Below are 20,052 nucleotides of genomic sequence, written 5' to 3' on the forward strand. Positions count from 1 at the left end.
GGGCAATTTTTTTATCTAAAATCGTCAGTCAAGTCCAAGGAAATAACTCGATCGGGCGCGAGAAGACCTCCGACTTTGATAACTTGCAATTCTCCGGTTTCGTGAGGGTACTGTGCTTTCACTCGGGCAATTGCTGCATCTAAACTAGAAGCCTGAGCAATATACACTTTTTGAATAGCGCTTAGCACCCAAATAGGTTGGGGCCACTTATGTCGGGGTTGTAGAATTGAATTGTCAATAACTTGGCAAGTATACAGAACAATTTGCTCGATCGCACTTGACGAACAAAACTCCCCCAATTCCGATTCAATACACTGTTTGAGTTCTGGCGTGGGAATGTATTCTGCAACTGATTCTTTGGGCGTTAATTTCGGTTGAGGATTCGACGATCGAGTGCTTTCTTGCACTACTAGCGATTCTATAAAATAACTCACTTGGGTGACGATCGAGTCAAAATCTACCTCCATCAATAAATGACCTAAATACTCCCTCAACAAACTTCTTAACTTCTCATCAGATATATTGATGCCACAGGTTTTTAGATACACTAAAGGTTTATTTCCTAAATTCCGGCCGCAGCCGACTTCTCCGTTAGCTGCATCTTCAGCTTCTACCAGTTCCATCAAACGCTGGTGGCAGGTTGTATTCTCTGTTGTAGGTTGAGGCTCGGAGGGAATCGATCTACTCATCTGTCTGTCCTCAATGTTTCAAAGTAATTAAGATTGTCGGGTTCTTCAGGATCTGGGCCGCAGTCTAGCAGCCCGACTCTCAATTTTCTATAAAATACTAGCGCACCGGGCAATGCGTGCAAGCCTATCCTCCCTTGATATCCTAATTCTTCGCTGCTGCGGGCGATCGCAAAATCTATCAGAGTTCCACCTACTCCTTTATAAGTAGGAGGATTGGTGATAGCAAGTCGGTTCCAAGGAGCCGTTGCTAGGGCCCTGATATACACCAATCTACGTCTTAATTGAGACTCAATATAGCAGCGTTTTTTTAGGATATCAATTGTCATTAAACCCTGAGTTGTGCCATCGCACTCAATGGCATATAGTTCATCTCCCGGTAAAAATTTAGTTCGATAGCTTTTGCTCACCCAATCCCAGTATTCATCTTCTTCCCCACTACCTCTAAGGATTGGTTCCCAGAGGGTTGCGGCATCTTCTAAATGCTTTTGGGTAACAGATGTCAGGATGGCGTCAACCACCTGCATATCTCGAACTCGAAGAAGCTGGATGGGGCGATTCAATTGCAACACCTAACTCGATAACTAGATTATAGCCTAATACAGTTTCTAACGTTGATAGATAAATTTATGTATGACTGGGTGATCTACACCGGGAATCAACTGAATAGTAAAGGTTTTGGAAACAACGTTTGGGATGACTACCGCGCCCTTGATAGCTACAGGCATACAGCTATGGATAATACCTGGATGCAGTACAGAAGAGAAACTACAAAACAACCTTCATAAAGCTGCCCCCTCCATTTAGAGGGGGTAATTTTTACTGAACGAAATCGCTCACAGGAATGAAGTTGCAGGAACTAGATGCGATTTAAATTGGAATTGTTGACCACATGAACTGATAAAAACCATGCACACTCCATCAGTTGAACCTAATTCTGGATATAACAACTCCGGTTACGAATCGGAACCCGATCTGACTGTCGGTTACTCGTCATCAAGGGAAGTTCGTCAAGGTAATTTTGACAACGCTTACCAAGAAAATGTCTATGACTTGTCAAACTTAGCAGATACTCCTTGGACAGATTCAGCAGTCCGCCCGAATCCACAGTTGGAGCTGGAGCTTGATTAAAGAAAAAGCGAAGATCAAGAAATGCAGTCCTGGACGCATCAACCTAAAAAACCCAGTTTCTCGTTCTCATCCTCAACCTAAAATGACGGAATTACATAGAAAAACCGGGTTTTTGGGTAATTCCTAAAATGGAGAGGAAAAGAGGGAGAAAGGTAGAGAGGGCGAGAGGGAGAGAGGGGGAGAGAGGGGGAGAGGGATTTAGCTGATGGGTAATTTCTGCATGCAATACTGCTCTATTTTTCGTAATGTTTTAAAAACAGTTGAAAGTTTTTCCAAATTAGAAAGAATAGAGCAGTTTTTTTTACCTAATTTTAGTTAACATCCAGAGGATTTCCATGAACAGTCCCAAGCCGTTAAAAAAATCAAGCCAGATAGGCTCTGCCTTAATAGCTGCCAGTACACTCTGCCTAATTTTTGCTTTCATCTGCATTACTTTCTTAAGCTTTCCATTAATTGCTAGCGCCAGTCCCTTACCTACTAAAATTTGGGAAAAAGAACAATCTAGAGTTTTGCTGCCAGATTGGAGCCAGATTACCTTTAGTTCCCTGCCTGCGGTTGCTAGTTCTGGAAGTTCTGGCGGTCGAAGCTGGCAAGCCGGCACTTCTGTTGACAACATCTTGAAGCTGGGGGACATTAACGATGTAAAACCTGAAATTCTGTCTTTGCAAGCAATTGAACAATTGGCACTAGGGGATATCAATTTAGAGAATATCAGCTTGTCAGCATTTCCCTTAGCTGGTAAGCAAACTGTCGGTCACTTGGCTGAAATTGTTCCGAATCTTAGCCAATTTCAATTGAGCGATGTTCCTCCAATTGCTTCTTTATCTTCTCAAATAGCCGGAGTGAACCCTAACATCAACCAATTACCAATTGGTCAAGCTGTAAAACAAGTACCGCAACTAGCGCAGGCAAAACTTAACCAAATTGACCTATCTGAGTTTGCACTCGCCCAAATCCCCAACCTTAATAGCGTAAATTTAGAACAGTTCTCTGGGTGGTCAGAGGAACTCATCAGCAATATTCCGCTCCTGAGTCAAGTCCCGCTTTCTAGCTTTCCGGTTCCTATTGCGTCCATTGGCAGCGCAGTCATGCGAATTGACACGATTTACAGTCGGTACGAAAGCAAACGCTCTAATACAATTTCCGGTTCTGATGTAGAAGGATTTGCGGTAGCTTGCGAGAAAGATTGCGCTTATATCGAACTCGACGACATGGAAAACGTCGGTCGCCGCGCCACAGGGCCACTAGAAGGCAAGCAGTGGATTAGCGGCAAATATCAGGAAGTGCGAGGTGGTTCTGGCTGTTTGAGCGGTTGGGAACCGACGGGCCGGCATCCTTTTGGGGAAGTGTTTAAAGTAGTGGTAATGGAACCGTCAGAAACCAGCGATACTGTTGACACGGCTCTGTACTTCAGGTTTAGTTTGCCCTGCGGCAAATCGCCTTACATTATTGGTCCGGTTCCGTTTCTCAGTTACAGCGTTAATTCGCCTATGTTTGTCGGTCGATTGGAGGGCGGTTCTTCTAACAGTATTTCGCGTTCAAAAGGCGTCGCATCTGAAACAAAACCTTCAAAGCCGCTGAGTTCAAATCAAACTAAAGAAAACCCTTTACCAACTCAGCCTCTACCTGAATCCAAGCGAGAGTGCGCGCGCCCCGCAACTTACGTTAACGGTGTGGATGTAGCTTCATTAGGGGAGGCGTTAGCAAAGCTTTCCGAAGGAATCACCAATTTGGAAAATGCAGTCAGTGCCGACTACGAAGCCATTGGCGAGATCGTTTGTACCGAAGGATCTCGCAACTGCGGGCGGGCGATCGGTCGCTATCAGTTGATGAGTTACCGGGAAGAGGTGCAACGTGCTGTCAGCTCAATTGCAGGGGGGGCTAACTTTATCCTGAACGTCAACAAAGGCCAAAAACCTACAAGAGAGGAACTCTTCCAATATTTTCCTCCTGCTGTTCAGGATAAAGTCTTGCAAAATTCTCTAGCTGAGAACTTAGTCAGCAGCCAACAGGAAATTGACCCTAAAACTGGGCAGGTCTTCAAGGGCGATCGCTTAATTGAGCGAGTAGCACAGAAACACTTTGGGGGTTCTGGCAGTAAAATTGATGCCAGCTATTCCAACATTTTAGGTGGCTACTCTCTCAAACAGTACGGGGAAAAAGTTCGAGAGCTTTATAACCACAATACCAGGGACAATTGCCAAGCTAATTCTGGTGACAGCAATGGCATCAGCAACTCGGTCGGCTCCGGCATTACTTTAAATGCTAGTTGGAGTATTAAGGTTGCGCTGTTCATTAGCTCTTTTTTGGGGGGAATGTGGTTTTTAATTCGACTTTTTCACAAGCGAAAGCAGCAAATTTTTCTGATGCTAATCGGTTTGGGGATAGCAGTTACTCTTGGCACGGCTGCACTCTCCCATTGAACAAAGGGAAAGGGGAAGTGGAAATGCAAGGTATTAACAACTATAGGACTTACGCAAGACAGCAAATTTTACAGTATTTGTGGCCAACTGCACCGAAAAGCACCTACAAACACCTTACAAATAGTGTCTCTGCGTTCACTCGTGAACTCTAACACAATACGGTTCAAGTAAGAACACTCTAACTTCCTTTCACAAGTCTGTATATCCTAAAAATTCGTGAAATGGAATTCGTCTGAAAGGGCTAAGCCAAGCGTAGTGGATTCTAACAACTTTTTCGCTAACAGGACGTTTTTAAGTGCTGAAAACATGAATTTTCTTACGTTTTTGTTCTGATATCTATTCCGAAAAATGAATTTTATTGCATTTCTGTTCTGACATCTATTCCGGTGGCATCGGAATGATTAAACCACAGAGGACGCAGAGGACGCAGAGAAAGAAAAGAGAGAGATTAATAATTCCGATATCAACGGATTTGATATGACTTGTTCCTAAGTTGTTCTCGCTCTAAATTGCATAGTCGTTTTATATTCCGATAAGGAAATCATTAAAATTGACTGTGAATTTTAGACATACAACAGCTTACTTAAGCAAAAGATTCTCTCTTTTTGTGTCTTTTTCTTCCGCTTTATTGTCCTTTTTTTTCTGTTATTTTGTATAATTGGAGTAACAAATGGTTGAACAAAATCGAGTTAAGCAAAAAACAGCAGGCAGCCAAAAGATTGTAAAACCCCCGGTTTGGTTAAATCAAGTTGGTTACTGGTTTCGCATTGGTTTGACAGTTTTTACTGCCCTGTCGTTATTATTAGGGACAGTTGCTTGCAGTTCTTCTAGTTCAGCAACAACCGCACCAGCTTCTTGGCAACAAGCTTTGCGAGTCACTCCAAAAGAAACTTTAACCCTAATTGTAAAGGAACACAGCAGCCTTCCAGAACTCAAAGTAGCGGCTGGGCAAAGTGCAGCGGCGGAAGCAATTAAGAGAATGCGAGTGTGGCAAGTTAATGGCTCGGTAGGACGGCTGAACCTTTATGATTTCAATAATTCCACTCTGTGCGGTACAAAAGGCTGCCTTTATGTTGGCTACTTAATTCCTAATGATTCAAGTCAAATGCCAACAGAAGTATTTGCAGCTTATCTCGACCCCCATAAACCGCAGAAAACTCCTTTGTTTAAGGCTGACAGTTCTTCGCACGACGGTTTGCCTTGTCTAGGAGTGAATCAGCTTTCCAAAAAAGGCCGCCGCCAGCTTCAATTTTGCTACGACGGCCTTACCTATCAACTTGCTGACAGCCAGCTTTTCAGTAGTTAGTGTTTAGTAGTCTGCGGGTTCATCGAAGTCAAAATCTTCTGCTGAATCAACCTCAACTTCAACCTCAGCAGCCTCGGAAAATTCATCTAATTCCTCTAATTCTGAGTCTGTTCCTCCTTCAACTTGTGCAATTTTGCGAGGGGGTGACAATTTACCTCGATTTTTGCGGTTAGTTACGCTTTCTGGCAACGCCTGGACTTCAGGTTCCGCACCAGCAGCTATAGCTGGCAACCCGGCATCGCTAGCCTCAATGAAGCCAGCAATGCTATTGTGCAGTCCCCAAATCAATTTTTTTTGTGGTTTTTGACCGAGAAATAGCTTGTGAAAATTAGCATCAGTTGGCTGAGTAATGCTGTGAGTTTTGCAGCAAAAGGATTTATTTTTGCCTTCCCCTTCTTTGAGAGCTCTAAACTCGACATTCAACACTCCCAAAGAGCGCCACTTGTCATTTTTACCGCTGTAATCTCTCCCAAAGCAATCAGCAAATGCCCGTTCCAAATTGCGGTAAAATTCTTCTCTAGCGCTCTTAAAGCTCCAGAGGGCTACATTCTTGAAGCGGACGACAATCGGTACCTGATGCAGGGGTTGGTTTTTGGGATTTAGAAAGATGAGAGCGTGTTCGGAACACACTTCCTGCGTCTTTTTATCGAGGGCATCGCGATATTCGTCGTAAAGCCCAATAAAAGTACCTGCTAATTCTCCATTTTCTTCAATATCTTTGTAGCGGATGTACTCAGGCACAAAAGCTAATACCAACATTCTCGCTTTTTGGAGCAGTAAGCCTGTCACTTCTTCGCTTAGTTCGACCGTTGTCAATTCCTCAACATTAGGTATTACGTGCCATTCCGCTTTGACAAGCTGGTCGTTCGGGAGCAAAATACCTGCTGGGTTATCGTTAATCACGATTCCATAGGGCAAAGAGGGCTTGCGAGTTTGGTTGTATTCACTATTTAATAGCTCCGGATCTATCTCGTAATAATCAGCACTCTTGTTCTTTTGCGTGTTGGACTTTCCACTAGAATTCTGTACTGTCTTACTGGGAGATTTCGCGTTATTGCTTCTTACCATTGTTTACCTATTTTTGTCATGGTCTCCCCCTTGAGGCGATAGCCGCTATCTGAAACATTTATTTTTTTAAGAGGTGAAAAAAATGAACAATTTGCAATTTTTGCCTAAAATTAACAAAGCTACCTTGATACCAATGGCAGTTCAACCTCCTAAACGTTCGTTAACTAGCATAGATTTTGGCGGGTTGTTGGGTCAGTTTATGAAGCCAGAGGGACTGGCAATGTTAGGGCTAATGGCAGGCTTACTTATTGCTTCCAAATTAGTTGGAAACGGGAAGGGTAAAATTACCTCCGGGCGGCTCTGCGGGACGGCTGAAAAATTGGCAGCCACAGGCTCTGCCCTCAAGCAAATGAAAGAAAAAAAACGGCAGCCCGTTACTTTGTGGAGCGGTACGCCGAGTTATTGGTTTAAAGGTTGTCAGGGATTGAGTGCTCGATTGCAAACGCTATTAGGTGCAAATCCGACGGTTTGGTTTCCCCACGCAGAACGCGGAACTTTAGTCATTGGTGCTCCGGGTTCTGGCAAAACATTCAGCGTCATTGACCGGATGGTTGAAAGTGCATTTCAGCAAGGTTTTCCTGCCATTATTTACGACAAAAAAGGAGACCAGATGAAAGTGCTTGCACCCCTTGCAGTGCGCTATGGCTACGATGTGCAAGTGTTTGCGCCAGGGGAAGCTTACAGCGGCACTATCAATCCTCTGGATTTTATGAGAGATGCACAAGATGCAGTAATGGCAGCAGAAATTGGACAAGTTATTGCTCGAAATGCTAGTCCGGGGGAGAGTAAAGGCAATGAGTTTTTTGAGAAAGCAGGCGAGTTGATGGCGAAGGGTTTAGTGCAGTTGGCAAAAAGCAGTCCTTACCCGGATTTAGCTTTTGTGTACGCAATTATTCAACTGCCAGATTTGGTCAAGCGCATCGACCACGCCGTTCACCGACCCGACGGTCATCCCCTCAAAATGGACAGGTGGATTGCCTCTAGTTTTTCGCAGTTATTAAGTTCAAAAGATGCTGAAAAAACAGTGGCGGGCATTAAGGCAACCGCAGAAGCAACCTACTCCAGTTTCATTCAAAAAGATTTGCTGAGGGCATTTATTGGTCGCAGCACCATTCCGATTGCTTTAGAAGGCAAAAAGTGCATTATTTTCAAATTAGATGACCAAAGGCGCACTGTGGTGGGGCCGCTGTTAGCTGCTGCTATTCACTTATGTGTGGTGTCTAATTTGAGTCGGGTACGTTCTGACCCATTTTTGTACTGCTTAGACGAGTTTCCGTCTCTCAAGTTCGACAGAATGGATCAGTGGGCTAACGAATATCGTTCTGCTGGCGGCGTACCGATTGTTGGCATTCAATCACTCAATCAACTCTATAATCTCTATGGGGATAAAAAAGGGGCGGCGATCGCCAGTGCTCTGTCAACTCACGTCCTCTTCAACCCCGGCGATTTTGAGACAGCCGAAAAATATTCTAAGCGTTACGGGGAAGTGGAAGTGCTGGTAAAAAATCGATCGACCGGCAGCTCGACGGGGCAGCAAACGAGCCGTTCTGTCAACTGGAGCGAACAGTTGCAAAAGAAACCGCTGATTAGTCCTGACGAAATTCTGAGGTTTCCTCAAGGCAAGTGCGTCATCACTTCTCCTGCTTACGCAACGGGAACGGAAGCTTTATTTCCTTACCCTCTCAAGATTCCGGTGCGGCCCGGCGACATAAAGCGAGCTAAAGAGTCCGAACAACTGTGGGACAGCAGCATCAAACCGCAGCTTGAAAGGCGGGCGAAAGCTTTGTCAGTAGAGCGGCAGACGGGTAAACTGCTCGATATAGATGAAGAACTCGACAAGCGGATTCAATTCGCTTACCAATTGCTGCCACATCCGAACGACTCAGAAGAACCCGTGACTGTGGCTGATGTGAAGTTGCCAGTTAATGCTGCTGGTGCGAACAGCGCGGCTGAGAAAATAGCGGTTGGCAATATTCGGAAAAAACTTAAAAATCTGTCATTGGGCGATCGATAATGGAGCAAACTGAACAATTTTTGGCTGACATTTTGATTGTTGACGATATTCCCGCTAACATTCAACTACTGTCTCAAGTGCTAATTGAACATGGGTACAAGGTCAGGAAGCTGATTAGTGGACAGCGAGCTTTAAAAGCAGTAGAGTTGCAAGCGCCAGACTTGATTTTGCTAGACATAAAAATGCCCGGTATGGATGGTTATGAAGTCTGTCGGCAACTTAAAGCATCTGAAGCTACTTGCGATATCCCTGTAATTTTCATCAGCGCTTTAGATGACGTATTTGACAAAGTAAAAGGGTTTGAGGCGGGCGGTGCTGACTACATTATAAAACCTTTTGAGCCTGTTGAAGTGTTAGCGCGGGTGTCGGCTCAACTTAAAATGCAGCGTTTACAGCAGCAACTTCGTTGTGCTAACGTGCAATTGGCTGCACAAAATGTTCAGCTAAGCCAGGAAATTCAAGAAAGACAGCAAGCAGAAGCCAATTTAAAAATGCTGTTGCACGCTGTTTCTCACGATTTGCGATCGCCTCTATCGGGAATGTCGCTGCTGCTGCGAAGTCGCCTCAATGATGCTGGCAGTAACATTGCTATTGATAGGCGGACTGTGGAGGTTATGGTGCAAAGTTGTTCGCGCCAACTCCAGTTGATTGAGTCACTAACAGCAACACAACAGTTTGATGTAAAAAGTGCTTTTTTAGCAATGAAGCCGCTGTCGCTGCCCGCTTTAGTCCAAAATATTCTTATTGAAAGATTACCAATTCTCAACCAGCATCGAGTCAAGGTTAAACAGCTTTTTGCAGCAGATTTGCCTTTAGTCAATGCTGATGCCCAGCAGCTATGGCGGGTGTTTGGCAATCTGATCGACAATGCTGTTAAATACAATCAGTCTGGGTTTATTTTGACTGTAGAAGCTAAAAAGGAAGGTGAGATGGTTCGCTGTACGGTTGCAGACAATGGGGCAGGAATTTCTTCTCAGCAATGTGCAAGATTATTCGAGCCTTATACGAGGGGAGTTGGAGTTAGTTTAAGGAAAGGACTGGGATTGGGACTTTACATTTGCAGGCAAATTGTTGAGGCTCACGGCGGAGAGATTGGCGTTGATAGCGAATTGGGAAAAGGAGCGATGTTTTGGTTGACATTGCCAAAGTTTGAAGAGTGATAAGATATCATAAACTATAATTGTTTTGCGACTAAAATTTATCAAATATGAACGCCTATTTGAGAACAATAAAAAAAACATTACTGACCCGATTTATATCAAATCCGTTGGCCTCGAAATTATTCCTCTCTCTCTTCCTCTGCATCCTTAGCGCCTTCGCGGTTAAATCATTCCGAGCCAACCGGATTTGGTATTATTATTCACTATCGTGCAAGCCAAAGAATATCTCGAATAACTGCTGTCTCCACTAGGAACAGTTAATGTCGATCGCGATGTCATATCACTTCCGGCAGCATCGGAATGATATCATAGCGATTGCGATTGCTTCGCTAAGAGCTCGCAATGACATATTTCTATCAAATTTGAAATGATATCATTCCGGTATAAACGGAATTGATATCACTTCTTAAATACGCGAAATTAACGTTTACTTCAGTCCGACTGCCGTCACTCCAGAATATGCAGAAACCCTGGGAGTTTTGGGAAAAATGGCAACCGCAACAGTAATCTTTGAACCGTTTAGCAACCGGGTTACAGGTGTAGGAGAATGTCACTTTCTCAATTCTAACGCCTAAACCAGCCCCAAGCGCAGTGCTTTAACGGCGGCGTGGGTGCGATCGCTCGCTTCAAATTTAGCTAGAATCATCTCTACATGACCTTTGGCGGTGTGGACGCTCATTCCTAGTTGAGCAGCGATTTGTTTATTGCTTCTACCCTCAACTAGCTGCTGCAAAACCTGCATTTCTCTTTCTGTCAGCTTGATGTCGTCATTCGCACAGTTATCGGGCAGCGTTTTGAGATTTTGCAGCACGCAGTCGGCAATCTTAGAGTCCAGGTAGCTGCCACCTTCTTGCACAGTCGCAATCGCTAGTAGAAGTTGTTCTGCGTTAGTGCCTTTAACGCAGTAACCGTGAGCGCCGCTTGACAAAGCAGCCATAACTTGAGTTGGATTGCTGTGGTGGGTGAGCATCAGGATGCGAGTATGCGGCAGTGCGGCTCTGATTTGCTGCGCGGCTGCAATACCGTCGATTCCGGGCAAGTCAATGTCCATCAGCACAATGTCTGGTTGGTGTTGCAGTGCGACACTGACGGCTTCGTTACCGTTAACAGCTTGGGCGACAACTGTTAAATGGGGTTGCTGATTGAGGATATGCTTTAGACCGAGCTGCATCATCGGGTCATCTTCAACTATTAGGATGGTTTTTAGTTGGTTTGTTTTTGGTTGGGTGGCGGTAGTTGCAGTCACGGCTAAGATTCCTACTACATTTTATCCATTCTATATTATTTTTCCTGACATTAAAGAGTGTCATCCTCCTATCGAGAGAAGAAAAGTATTAATGGGCGATTGCGTCGGAAATAGGTGGATATCTCTCGATAGGAGGATGACAATAAAATGTGAACTGATTATATCGACACTTCGTTGATTTCATCCAAATTGATTTCATCCAAATTGATAGCTGTTGCTACTTCCTTCGGTTGAGGTGTTAGATAACAATTCAGCTTGACAACTGTTTGTTCTGTCTCTCGTTCAATGGTAGTCAAAAGCCAATTTTGAGTTTTTCGGTGTTGTTTGCTATCCCAAGCAAACTGAACTTTTTTTGCTGGTTGAGTCGGGTGCAGTGCCAAAACAATCAGTTGCAGCTTGTGAGGCTCAAGCTCGAAAAATTCGGCAGCTACCCATAACTTAACTCGGTCTTGCCAAGTCAGTACAGGATGGCGAATCGCCCACTCAAATAGTCTGGGTGTTCCTTTGACTAAACCCACATTTGTACGGACTTGTATCACTTTGAATGGAGGAGAAGGGGAAGAGTTTTCTTCTGTCACTCCCCTTTTTGTTCGGTCTAGTTTTGTTTGAAGTGGAATGTCAACAAATAGTTTGCGCTGCGGTAAAAACAGTGATGGCGATAGTTCTTTGAGTTGGAAAACCCACTGCTGGAACTGGGGGTGACTGTTGAGAATTGGCTCGACAGGTAATCCCATTAAATTTTGCTTGACAAGCAGTTGCAAGCGTTCTTGCAGATATGAAGGAACAAGAGGTGACTCTTGTAATTGGCTATTATGAATAGTTTGATTGAGGTCGGATAGAGTAAGAAGGTACATTGCGAGCGAGCATAAAAGGCGCTCGCAATAGCGGCGATCGCCACAGAAAAAGTCCGGGAGAGTCTTTGCTGACAACTTAAGACCCAATACGGTTCACTTAACACTATTTATGCGCCGGAGATCCCCCTCGCATCCCCCTTAAGAAGGGGGACTTTGAGAGCATTCTTGTCCCCCCCTTTTTAAGGGAAGTTAGGGGGGATCTGTCTTAAGTGAACCGTATTGACTTAAGACCGATCGCTGGAGTCAGGAGTCAGGATTCGGATACTTAACGATTTTTCGATCGCTCCGATTTGAGTTTTCTAGTCAAAATCCGAGTCAATTCAGATCGTAATTGCTGATTGACAAATGCTTCCTTAACTTAAGTTGTCACCAATTGGGGGGAGTGGGGAATGAGACGGTGATTTTTCCGGTTTCTCAACAGAAAACCGTAAGGGTGCAGGCTGCTCGTTACTTAACTATACAAGTTTGGCTAAAAATGCTACTGATGAAGAAATGATATCGGCAATATCATCTGGATCGAGGGAATAAATCTTTGCTAAAACTTCTTTTTTAATTTTTTCAGAGCCTATCCTCTTGCTGCCACTCACTTGACCGATCGCCACCTCATCCAAACCGCGTTGATAAACTGATAGGGATATTTCTCCATCCAAATAAAGTTGCAGAGTCTTGGTACTGCCACCGCTTAACTTTGCCAGTTGCCGAAAGTTCTTAGAATCGGATTCGGGTATCGTTTTCCCCTTTAACCACCGATATACAGTTGAAAAATCTACTCCGATAGCGGACGCTAAAGCGCTTTGAGTCCAGCCTTCTTTCAGCAGCAGCTCGATCAACTGAGTCAGCCGCTTTTGGCGATCGAGTATAAGAGAAGATACAGAGCTAACAGTCACCGAAGAAATTGGTCTGAAACCCCGTCCTTCTAGGACGGCTTTTGGTTCAGAATTGGCCGGAATTCCGGTTGATTGTGTTGTATAATCTTTTGTATTCATTTGTGAGTTTTCAACAGTCGTGGAACAAGTCTTAACGCTAGTTTGCCAACTTCAACCGACACTCAAGCAAAGCGCTAAAATCGATGCTTTGCTTGCCTCGTTTGCGGATGGTTGCAACTACACCAATGAGACTGTCAAACCATCGGTGACCAGCAAAACCACGATTCAAAGTTTAGTGTATCAAACCTTGCGAGAACAGTTTGGATTGAGTGCCAATCAAGCGGTTAGGGTGTGCGCTAGGGTTGGAGCTAATCGTAAAACTGCCAAGCTTAAAGGGCAGCCCGTCAAGACTTTCCGTCCAACGAGTGCAGACTATGATGCCCGCATCTTTTCCTTTCGAGAAAAGGATTGGACGGTCAGCCTGACCCTGTTGGGTTGCCGTGAGCGCATTAAGTTGAGCCTTGGGAACTATCAGCAAGGGAAACTCAAAAGTAGAGCGCCAACCTCGGCTCAATTGTGCAAGCACAGAGACGGGCAATACTACATCCACATCCAACTCAAAGACGAAACGCCAAAACCGATTAAATCGGACAACGCGATTGGCGTTGACTTTGGACGCAGAGACATTGCAGTAACGAGCAAGGGGGACAAATGGGACGGCAAACCCATTGAGAAGGTTAGAGACAAATACGCCAAAGCAAGAGAGTCTATTCAGCGCAAAGCCTCGAAAGGCACACGCAGTTCTCGCAGAAGATGCCGGGGATTGCTGCAACGGCTGTCGGGGAAAGAAAGACGCTATCAAGCTTGGCTCAACCATAACATCAGCAAGCACATTGTCTTGGATGCCTTGGCGTCGGTCGCGATTATTGCCATTGAGGACTTGACGGGCATTCGAGAACGTACCAACCAGCAACGACGCTCTTTGGCAGAACGAAGACGGTCTAACAGTTGGGCGTTCTATGAGTTGCGTCATTTCCTGGAATATAAAGGCATCAAGTACGGCGTTGAAGTTGTTGCAGTGCCACCCGCTTACACGTCGCAGACTTGCCATCAGTGCAACCATTTGGGAACAAGAAGCCAGAAGCGATTTAAGTGTGCAAACAAGGCTTGTGGTTGGCATGGCGACGCTGATTTCAATGGTTCGATGAATATTGCCAATATTGGAGCCGTCGTAACTGGGCTTCGAGGTTCGGAGTGCCTTAGCTGTTCTCTCAGCTACGATACTTCAGGGCTACTGAAAGCCCCTCGCCTTCAGGCAGGGGATTAGTTACAATTGCTTACCGAAAATTTAGGTTTAAAGTCCTGGGGCACACGGGAACTAACGCCCTTGCGAGACACCGACAAGAGTTTGGCTGAGGAGACTCCTCCGAGTGTAAGCCGAGTCGTGGAAAGAGGTAGCCCAAAGAGCGGTCTTTGGAATCCCCGTGCGCGAACGCACCCGGAGGATGTCAACTGACGCTTTTACCGTACACTATTTTACTTTTTGCTGCGTTGAAACCGATAGTTTTTCGCTATTTTACCCCTTTTCTACAAAATTTGAGCAATCAAAGCCTTAATCGATTACGCAACTACCCTTGCATTATGCAATACTTAATCTTGCACCGTGCAAAAAGGACGGAACATCAATGTCATCCTCCAACACAGTTCGCGGTTCTGATGCAAATAACTTCTCTGTTGTTCGCAGCGCTGAACTCACTGCGAGAGTTGCACAGGACTGCCAGCTAAACAAAGCCGACGCTAAAGATTTGTCTGAGAGCAGTACGCTCACTGATGCTGAAGCATTAGAATTAAGCAGCTTGGAAGCTACAGTCGAACGGAGCTTGAAAGCTTTTTGGGAAATAGGGCAAGCTTTGCGCCATATCCGCGATCGGCGTCTCTACCGACAAGAGTTCTCGACTTTTGAAGACTATTGCACTAACCGGTGGGAAATGTCTCGTCGCTCAGCTTACCAATTGATCGAGGCGGCAACCGTCTATGAAAATGTGCGCCATGGCGCACAAATCCTTCCCGCCAATGAGCGCCAAGTTCGCCCTCTAACAGCACTACCCTCCCAAGAGCAGCCTAGGGCTTGGGCCCAAGCTGTTTCTACTGCTCCGAACGGCAAACTTACGGCTTTTCACGTTGCCCAAGTTGTTGAAGAACACCAGAAAAAAATTTCGAGGAATAAGTCTAACAACGAGAACAGTTCCAAAAACCAACGAACTCAAACAGCCAATCATCCATCGTCCAACCGTGAGATTTCAGCAGCCACTCAAGAGAATGCTGAGGGATTGGGAGCAACATCCAGTCAGACAGAAACTCCATGCCGAAGCTGCTGGAATTGCTATCATTGCAGTTTTGAGCCTGTTCAAGACGACCCTCACAGTTTTTATTGTCAAAAGCTAGGCAAACTAAGCTTTATTGAGAAAGATGGTAACGAACGAGGAGCTAAATGTAAATTTTGGCTCGATCGATGGATCGAGCCAGAGTTAGTCAAAAAGGCAAAACGAGCCCAACGAGATACTTTTACTTTAACTATACAGCTCCCGATACACCTGCAAGCCCAGATGCAAGATGCGGCTAAAACTCAAGGGCTGGCTGTAGTAGATTGGGCAGCACAAGTCCTCAAAGCAGCAGCTTCTACAATCAGTTTTGCTTCTGAAGTCCAGCCTACTCATAACATTACGCCCGCCGCCACAAGTGAGAATTAGGTACGTATTGGGCTAAAAATCGTCCAAATTAAACAGCGTAAATTGGTGAGGAGATGTTGTCGTATTTCTGGGTCGGCGTTTGCCCTTAACAACTTCTTGAACTACTGGATTTGAGTGAATTGATGTCTGATCATTCAAGTCAATAAATTCTGAGCTTTCTCCTGAACTTATTTCATGTTCGAGTGAACAATCCGTATGATTTTTAGCCTGAGACTCGACTGGCTCAAACCACTCATTATACCAGTAAGCAGCGTTCATTGATTGGGGTCGATCGCTACTTAAAGTATTGCCAAGGAGCAAATCAGTTTGACCCAACCACCAAATCGGAACAGCCAGCCAAGGTGAAAACATATAAAATTGGAACAAAGCGCATTTTAACAGAGTCGGGTCTATATCTTGACCGATACCGCTCAGACAGTAATTCGACTGTGCTAACATTAAAGCTCCCGTACCGCAAGCGGGTTCATTGAAGCTGGAAATTCGCTCTGTCTTATCACCACTGACCAACTTAGATATCAACTGGCACAAAGCTAAGGGTGTCGGATAAAATCCTGAACTTTTTTGAGCAGTCTTTCCGCAGATTTGGGGTAGCAGTCTGCCCATATAATCTTCAGGATATAGCATGAGAATTGACAGGTCAAACATCTGATAAAGGCGCATTGATGCACCTTCACAGCCGGCGGGTTCTTTGGGTAAAATCTTGTAAGCTGGATGTCCGAATGCGAACAAAACCCAGTCCAAGAAAAACTCCAAATAGTCCCAAGCTGACCAAGTTTTCCATTCTCCATGTTGAGGAATGCAATTGAGAGTGTTATCTAGCATGGCTTCTGCGGTAGGAGAATGCTGCCATTCAATTTGGGGAATCGGTTCTGCTGGCAAAGTTTCCTCAATTACAAATTTGGGTAAGCTTTCGGGTTTTCTGTTCTCCAGAATGGCTAGCATTGGCTCCATCTTCCACCGCATCCAGGCATGACTAGGGACAGCTTGACACAAAGCCCAATAATCCCACCTTCCCCACAAACATCGGTCTATTTGTGCGAGAATTGTTAAAAGCCAGCCCGGCTTTAAATCTCGTTTTAGGTTGGGGATTAAAGCTTGCTTTTTCTTTGGTTTATAGGGTTGATTTCTGAAATGTAACAGCATTGACTCTCTAGTTTTGGAGTCAATAATTGGCAAGACAAGCTGGTTTTTCATGAGTACAAGTCCGAAAAATGCACCCCTAAAAACCGCAGTAGCGGTTCGCACAATTCTATGTTGATGCAAGCAGCGTCTTGTTTAATAAAAACAGTAAAAAAAATTGGGAATACAGTGTAGCTTTTTTGTTTGAAAAAACCTACACTGTATTCCCCGCTCCCATTTTCCCTATTTCTCTCTCCCCATTCCCCTTTCTCAGCCGTCTATTCCACCCATTTTTTGATATTTAAGGAGTAGAAAATGCTTCGCACAGTAGCAGCCCCACCTGCTTAAGTAAAGCTTTATTGCCATCAGGGCATCCCGACTGAATCAAACATTTAGGACAGCCAGAACTGCAAGAACAACTGCGGGCTAACTCAGCAGCCGCATGAGCTAATTGAGGGAGAGAACGAAAAATAGCTTCCGACGTTCCCGAACCCCCTTCTGCTAAATCGTAAAAGAGTCCTGCATAGTCATTTGCACCTCTCTTCTCTACCAGAAAATTCACATCATTAGCTGAAGCCAAAATAGTCAGAGGTAAAGCTGCTAAAATTTGATGACCGAAACTGTGAATAGCCAACAAATTCGCGGGGTACTCCCACAACTGCTGATATCCGGGAGGAATCGGCTGTTGAGACTGAAGCAATTCCTGGCGAGTAGCTGTTACTATGTGTTGCAGGTAACATTCAACCGGGGAATTCAAACTAATTTGCAGTACAGGAGTCGCAAATTTTATTTCGTAAGGTTGCTCAAAGTTTACCTCATTAAGAACCGATGTTAGCTCAGCAGAGCGAGTTCTCTTGCCACAAACAGGACAGGCAGTACATTTTGGTAAATGCTCTCTGTAATTGACACACTTTCTATTGAGACAAGTTAACTCGTAATTGCGAGTTAATAATTGATAACCAGTGACGAGTTGGCTAATTTCTCCCCAAACCAGTTCCAGAATAGCTTGAGCTGGAATTGCCTTACTATCCGTTGAATTGGTTTGAACATTTCTTTCAACTTCTGGAATAACCAACGGGATTTGTTGAGGCAAACTCAAATTCTGCTTGAGGCTGGTATCAGTGTGGCTAATCGCTACAGTAAAGAGTCGAGTTTCAGGGATGTTTTGCAAAATAGCTTTGCCATTCAAGAGTGAGCGCGAAGTATAAGTCACCAAACAGCCGTCAGAGTTTTGCGTGCGGTAAATAGCACCAGGAAATACCTCTCGATAAGCAATCTCCGCACTGAGGAGTTCAATCTCTTCTTGAGTCTCCGCATCCACCAGTTGTATCGTGCTAGAACCCGTTCCCCCTCGAAAGTTTACATCTTTATGGGGAAAGCCCTTAGCCCATAATTTATCCCGGCTTCTGTGAAGAACACCTTGCTCAATTAAAGCCGTTGCAATTATATGAGCGCTCTTGCCAAAGTAGTGCTTGAGCTTACTGGCAGGAATGCCTGTTTCGACAGCCGCGCACATCAAATGTTTGGCAATATCTATGGGATAATTGGCATTAAAGCTCACCAATTCAGATTCGGCCGACAGCAACAATTCAGGGCGCTCGGCAAAATAGTTATCCAAAGGTGATTGTGCAATAGGAATGAAGACAATTAAACCGGAGTTTGCGCGACCAGCCCTGCCAGCCCTCTGCCTAAAAGCTTGCAAGCTTCCCGGCCATCCCCTAATAATAGCAAAGTCAAGTTGAGGCAAATCAATTCCCGCTTCGAGAGCGCTAGTGCTGAGGATACACTTAACTGTTCCTGACTGCAAAGAGTTAATAATTTCCCTGCGGCGCTCGCTTGTTAAACTGCCGTAGAAAATTGCTACTTGCGACTCAATTCCCGAGTTAGTTTGAGTTACAGCTTCTTGCTTAAAAGTTGCCCACAAGTTCTTAATTGCTTGTCTGCCGTTACCGAAGCAAATTCCGCTTTGCCCTTGCTGCAACAAAAACATAATGATGCGAGCCACATCGGAATTAGCATCATGAGTCGGTTTAGTAACAATTAATTGCCGTTCTGGGACAGCAGCTCCGCTAGAGTTAATCCAAACTAACCGCTCGGGTTTATTGATATTTCGCTTTCTACTTCTACCAGATAGTAACTTCGCTAATTTAACGGGATTGCCAACGGTAGCACTCAACATCAGGAATTGCAGTTTTTGAGAACAACCTCCGCGCTCGTCTACTGCCAATTTTAAGCGGCGAATTAAGCTAGCCATGTTAGCTCCGTAAACTCCGTTAAAAGTGTGAGCTTCATCTAGGACAATATAGCGGAGGCGACTTAAAAAGTGCTGCCAAGGCTGACTCCAGTGAACGCCTTTCAGCGCATAGTGAATTAACTCTGGTGTGGCGCTGATTATGCTAGGATTTGCAGCTAATAATTGTTCTCTGGTTTGGGGAGGAGTATCCCCAGTTAGAAGGGCAAGGCGCGGGCGCGCAGGCTCAGGAATCAGTTGGAGCAAATCGGCAAGTTTTTGACTTTGGTCGGCTGTTAAAGCTTTCAAACCATAAATAGAGAGTGCAGTAAATTGATGTTGGAGAATGCCCTCTAAAATAGGCAAGTACGCACTTAAAGATTTGCCAGAAGCTGTTGCTGTGCTGAGGATGACATCTTTGCCCTGGCGCACGGCTTTGAGTGTTTTAATTTGGTGCGAATAAAGCTGTTGAATGCCTTGGCGGTGCAAAGCAGAAATTATTGAAGGCGGCAAGTCTTGAGGAATTTTGTAGAGCTTAGGAGTTGTAGCAGGCGCGATTGTCTGATAAATAACCTCTTCGCCTAAAAATTCACACAAATCGGCTGTTGCAGTTGGCTGCAAGTGGCTTGCTTCTGGGAAGTTATTTTGGTGAAAATCATGTCTGGCTATTAGTTGGGAAAGAAGGTTGATATAATTGGGAGGCATCGGTCACTCTAAGAATGAATCTTTTCTCTTTTACTACCGATAGGTAGGAAAAAGAACGAGAGAAGAAATTCCAAAAAAACCAACTGGGAGTCGGACTGAATTTGGTGGCAATTATGGGTTTGGGTTCAGGAACTAGGGAAACGGTAGGTCTCTGGCTCACTGCGCGATTACCCTGCCCCGTGAGACGCTAGCATTAACACAGTACACTTGCTATGTATATAGCGGTTCTCAAGCAAGTGAGGCGTCAACTGCCCATTAAGCTGCTACGCATTTAAAGTGTCTATTGGGAATGAGGGGAAGAGAGGGAGAGGGGAAGAGAGTGCAGTTCGGAGTTGAAGGTTGGAATGTAGCAAAGAAGAGAGGGAGAGGGGGAAAAAGGGAGAAGGGGAGAGAGGGAGAAATTTTTACGCTTTTTCTAGGTAGGGTCGAGAGAAGATGTTACCATCTTCTCCCTCCCATTCGGAACCGTGCTTGCTAGTTTCCCGGCACACGGC

The 20,052-nt window shown here is 44.9% G+C and carries 15 protein-coding genes; 7 read left to right on the top strand and 8 right to left on the bottom strand.

All coding sequences use genetic code 11. The annotated features are described in order from the left end of the window. Nucleotides 1-11: 11 nt before the first annotated feature. Together QUA44_RS06680 and QUA44_RS06685 are read right to left on the bottom strand one after the other, a co-directional pair. A complete protein-coding gene (locus tag QUA44_RS06680; RefSeq protein WP_333249272.1) occupies nucleotides 12-689 on the bottom strand; it encodes a hypothetical protein in 678 nt (225 codons plus the stop codon). Then, nucleotides 686-1,249 carry a hypothetical protein gene (locus tag QUA44_RS06685; RefSeq protein WP_333249275.1) on the bottom strand — a complete coding sequence of 188 codons (564 nt, stop codon included), beginning with the start codon at nucleotides 1,247-1,249 and terminating at the stop codon, nucleotides 686-688. The genes QUA44_RS06680 and QUA44_RS06685 overlap by 4 nt, the downstream gene beginning before the upstream one ends. 346 nt (nucleotides 1,250-1,595) lie before the next feature. Here QUA44_RS06685 and QUA44_RS06690 point away from each other — a divergent pair, with 346 nt between their 5' ends. From QUA44_RS06690 to QUA44_RS06700, 3 genes are all read left to right on the top strand, one after another. After that, nucleotides 1,596-1,817: a hypothetical protein gene (locus QUA44_RS06690; protein ID WP_333249278.1), complete on the top strand. Its 222-nt coding sequence runs from the start codon at nucleotides 1,596-1,598 to the stop codon at nucleotides 1,815-1,817. A 335-nt stretch (nucleotides 1,818-2,152) separates the two neighbouring features. Beyond that, a complete protein-coding gene (locus tag QUA44_RS06695) occupies nucleotides 2,153-4,240 on the top strand; it encodes a hypothetical protein (RefSeq protein WP_333249281.1) in 2,088 nt (695 codons plus the stop codon). A gap of 670 nt (nucleotides 4,241-4,910) precedes the next feature. Next, the gene (locus QUA44_RS06700) at nucleotides 4,911-5,546 is read left to right on the top strand and encodes a hypothetical protein (RefSeq protein ID WP_333249283.1); all 636 of its coding nucleotides are present in this window, start codon (nucleotides 4,911-4,913) and stop codon (nucleotides 5,544-5,546) included. A gap of 3 nt (nucleotides 5,547-5,549) precedes the next feature. Here QUA44_RS06700 and QUA44_RS06705 read toward each other — a convergent pair whose 3' ends face one another. Beyond that, nucleotides 5,550-6,614: a DUF5895 domain-containing protein gene (locus tag QUA44_RS06705; RefSeq protein WP_333249286.1), complete on the bottom strand. Its 1,065-nt coding sequence runs from the start codon at nucleotides 6,612-6,614 to the stop codon at nucleotides 5,550-5,552. An 82-nt stretch (nucleotides 6,615-6,696) separates the two neighbouring features. Here QUA44_RS06705 and QUA44_RS06710 point away from each other — a divergent pair, with 82 nt between their 5' ends. Both QUA44_RS06710 and QUA44_RS06715 read left to right on the top strand, forming a co-directional pair. Next, on the top strand, nucleotides 6,697-8,628 hold the full coding sequence (locus QUA44_RS06710; protein ID WP_333249289.1) for a type IV secretion system DNA-binding domain-containing protein: 1,932 nt from the start codon (nucleotides 6,697-6,699) through the stop codon (nucleotides 8,626-8,628). Next, complete coding sequence (locus tag QUA44_RS06715; RefSeq protein WP_333249292.1) at nucleotides 8,628-9,788, top strand: hybrid sensor histidine kinase/response regulator; 1,161 nt, start codon at nucleotides 8,628-8,630, stop codon at nucleotides 9,786-9,788. Before QUA44_RS06710 ends, QUA44_RS06715 begins: the two co-directional genes overlap by 1 nt. A 571-nt stretch (nucleotides 9,789-10,359) precedes the next feature. Here the strand turns inward: QUA44_RS06715 and QUA44_RS06720 are convergent. From QUA44_RS06720 to QUA44_RS06730, 3 genes are all read right to left on the bottom strand, one after another. Next, nucleotides 10,360-11,034: a response regulator transcription factor gene (locus QUA44_RS06720; RefSeq protein ID WP_333249294.1), complete on the bottom strand. Its 675-nt coding sequence runs from the start codon at nucleotides 11,032-11,034 to the stop codon at nucleotides 10,360-10,362. Nucleotides 11,035-11,192: 158 nt separating this feature from the next. Beyond that, nucleotides 11,193-11,888, bottom strand: a complete 696-nt coding sequence (locus QUA44_RS06725) for a hypothetical protein (RefSeq protein ID WP_333249297.1) — start codon at nucleotides 11,886-11,888, stop codon at nucleotides 11,193-11,195. A 455-nt stretch (nucleotides 11,889-12,343) separates the two neighbouring features. Continuing rightward, entirely contained in the window at nucleotides 12,344-12,874 is a 531-nt protein-coding gene (locus QUA44_RS06730; protein WP_293262446.1) for a helix-turn-helix transcriptional regulator, read from the bottom strand. Nucleotides 12,875-12,893: 19 nt separating this feature from the next. Between QUA44_RS06730 and QUA44_RS06735 the strand changes: the two genes are divergently transcribed. Both QUA44_RS06735 and QUA44_RS06740 read left to right on the top strand, forming a co-directional pair. Next, on the top strand, nucleotides 12,894-14,081 hold the full coding sequence (locus tag QUA44_RS06735; RefSeq protein ID WP_293262443.1) for an RNA-guided endonuclease InsQ/TnpB family protein: 1,188 nt from the start codon (nucleotides 12,894-12,896) through the stop codon (nucleotides 14,079-14,081). 358 nt (nucleotides 14,082-14,439) lie between these two features. Beyond that, nucleotides 14,440-15,504: a hypothetical protein gene (locus tag QUA44_RS06740; RefSeq protein ID WP_333249299.1), complete on the top strand. Its 1,065-nt coding sequence runs from the start codon at nucleotides 14,440-14,442 to the stop codon at nucleotides 15,502-15,504. A gap of 12 nt (nucleotides 15,505-15,516) precedes the next feature. Here QUA44_RS06740 and QUA44_RS06745 read toward each other — a convergent pair whose 3' ends face one another. Both QUA44_RS06745 and QUA44_RS06750 read right to left on the bottom strand, forming a co-directional pair. Next, a complete protein-coding gene (locus tag QUA44_RS06745; protein WP_333249301.1) occupies nucleotides 15,517-16,698 on the bottom strand; it encodes a hypothetical protein in 1,182 nt (393 codons plus the stop codon). Nucleotides 16,699-16,924: 226 nt separating this feature from the next. After that, nucleotides 16,925-19,558, bottom strand: coding sequence for a DEAD/DEAH box helicase (locus tag QUA44_RS06750; protein WP_333249303.1), 2,634 nt, complete (start codon nucleotides 19,556-19,558; stop codon nucleotides 16,925-16,927). Nucleotides 19,559-20,052: the final 494 nt, after the last annotated feature.

Origin of the sequence: Microcoleus sp. N9_A2 (assembly GCF_036701775.1) — a bacterium.
Lineage (GTDB): Bacteria > Cyanobacteriota > Cyanobacteriia > Cyanobacteriales > Microcoleaceae > Microcoleus.

Excerpts from the sequence above, each read along its gene's own strand:
- QUA44_RS06680 (WP_333249272.1), bottom strand. The coding sequence starts at position 689 with ATGAGTAGATCGATTCCCTCCGAGCCTCAACCTACAACAGAGAATACA.
- QUA44_RS06690 (WP_333249278.1), top strand. The coding sequence starts at position 1,596 with ATGCACACTCCATCAGTTGAACCTAATTCTGGATATAACAACTCCGGT.
- QUA44_RS06695 (WP_333249281.1), top strand. The coding sequence starts at position 2,153 with ATGAACAGTCCCAAGCCGTTAAAAAAATCAAGCCAGATAGGCTCTGCC.
- QUA44_RS06700 (WP_333249283.1), top strand. The coding sequence starts at position 4,911 with ATGGTTGAACAAAATCGAGTTAAGCAAAAAACAGCAGGCAGCCAAAAG.
- QUA44_RS06705 (WP_333249286.1), bottom strand. The coding sequence starts at position 6,614 with ATGGTAAGAAGCAATAACGCGAAATCTCCCAGTAAGACAGTACAGAAT.
- QUA44_RS06710 (WP_333249289.1), top strand. The coding sequence starts at position 6,697 with ATGAACAATTTGCAATTTTTGCCTAAAATTAACAAAGCTACCTTGATA.
- QUA44_RS06715 (WP_333249292.1), top strand. The coding sequence starts at position 8,628 with ATGGAGCAAACTGAACAATTTTTGGCTGACATTTTGATTGTTGACGAT.
- QUA44_RS06725 (WP_333249297.1), bottom strand. The coding sequence starts at position 11,888 with ATGTACCTTCTTACTCTATCCGACCTCAATCAAACTATTCATAATAGC.
- QUA44_RS06730 (WP_293262446.1), bottom strand. The coding sequence starts at position 12,874 with ATGAATACAAAAGATTATACAACACAATCAACCGGAATTCCGGCCAAT.
- QUA44_RS06740 (WP_333249299.1), top strand. The coding sequence starts at position 14,440 with ATGTCATCCTCCAACACAGTTCGCGGTTCTGATGCAAATAACTTCTCT.
- QUA44_RS06745 (WP_333249301.1), bottom strand. The coding sequence starts at position 16,698 with ATGAAAAACCAGCTTGTCTTGCCAATTATTGACTCCAAAACTAGAGAG.
- QUA44_RS06750 (WP_333249303.1), bottom strand. The coding sequence starts at position 19,558 with ATGCCTCCCAATTATATCAACCTTCTTTCCCAACTAATAGCCAGACAT.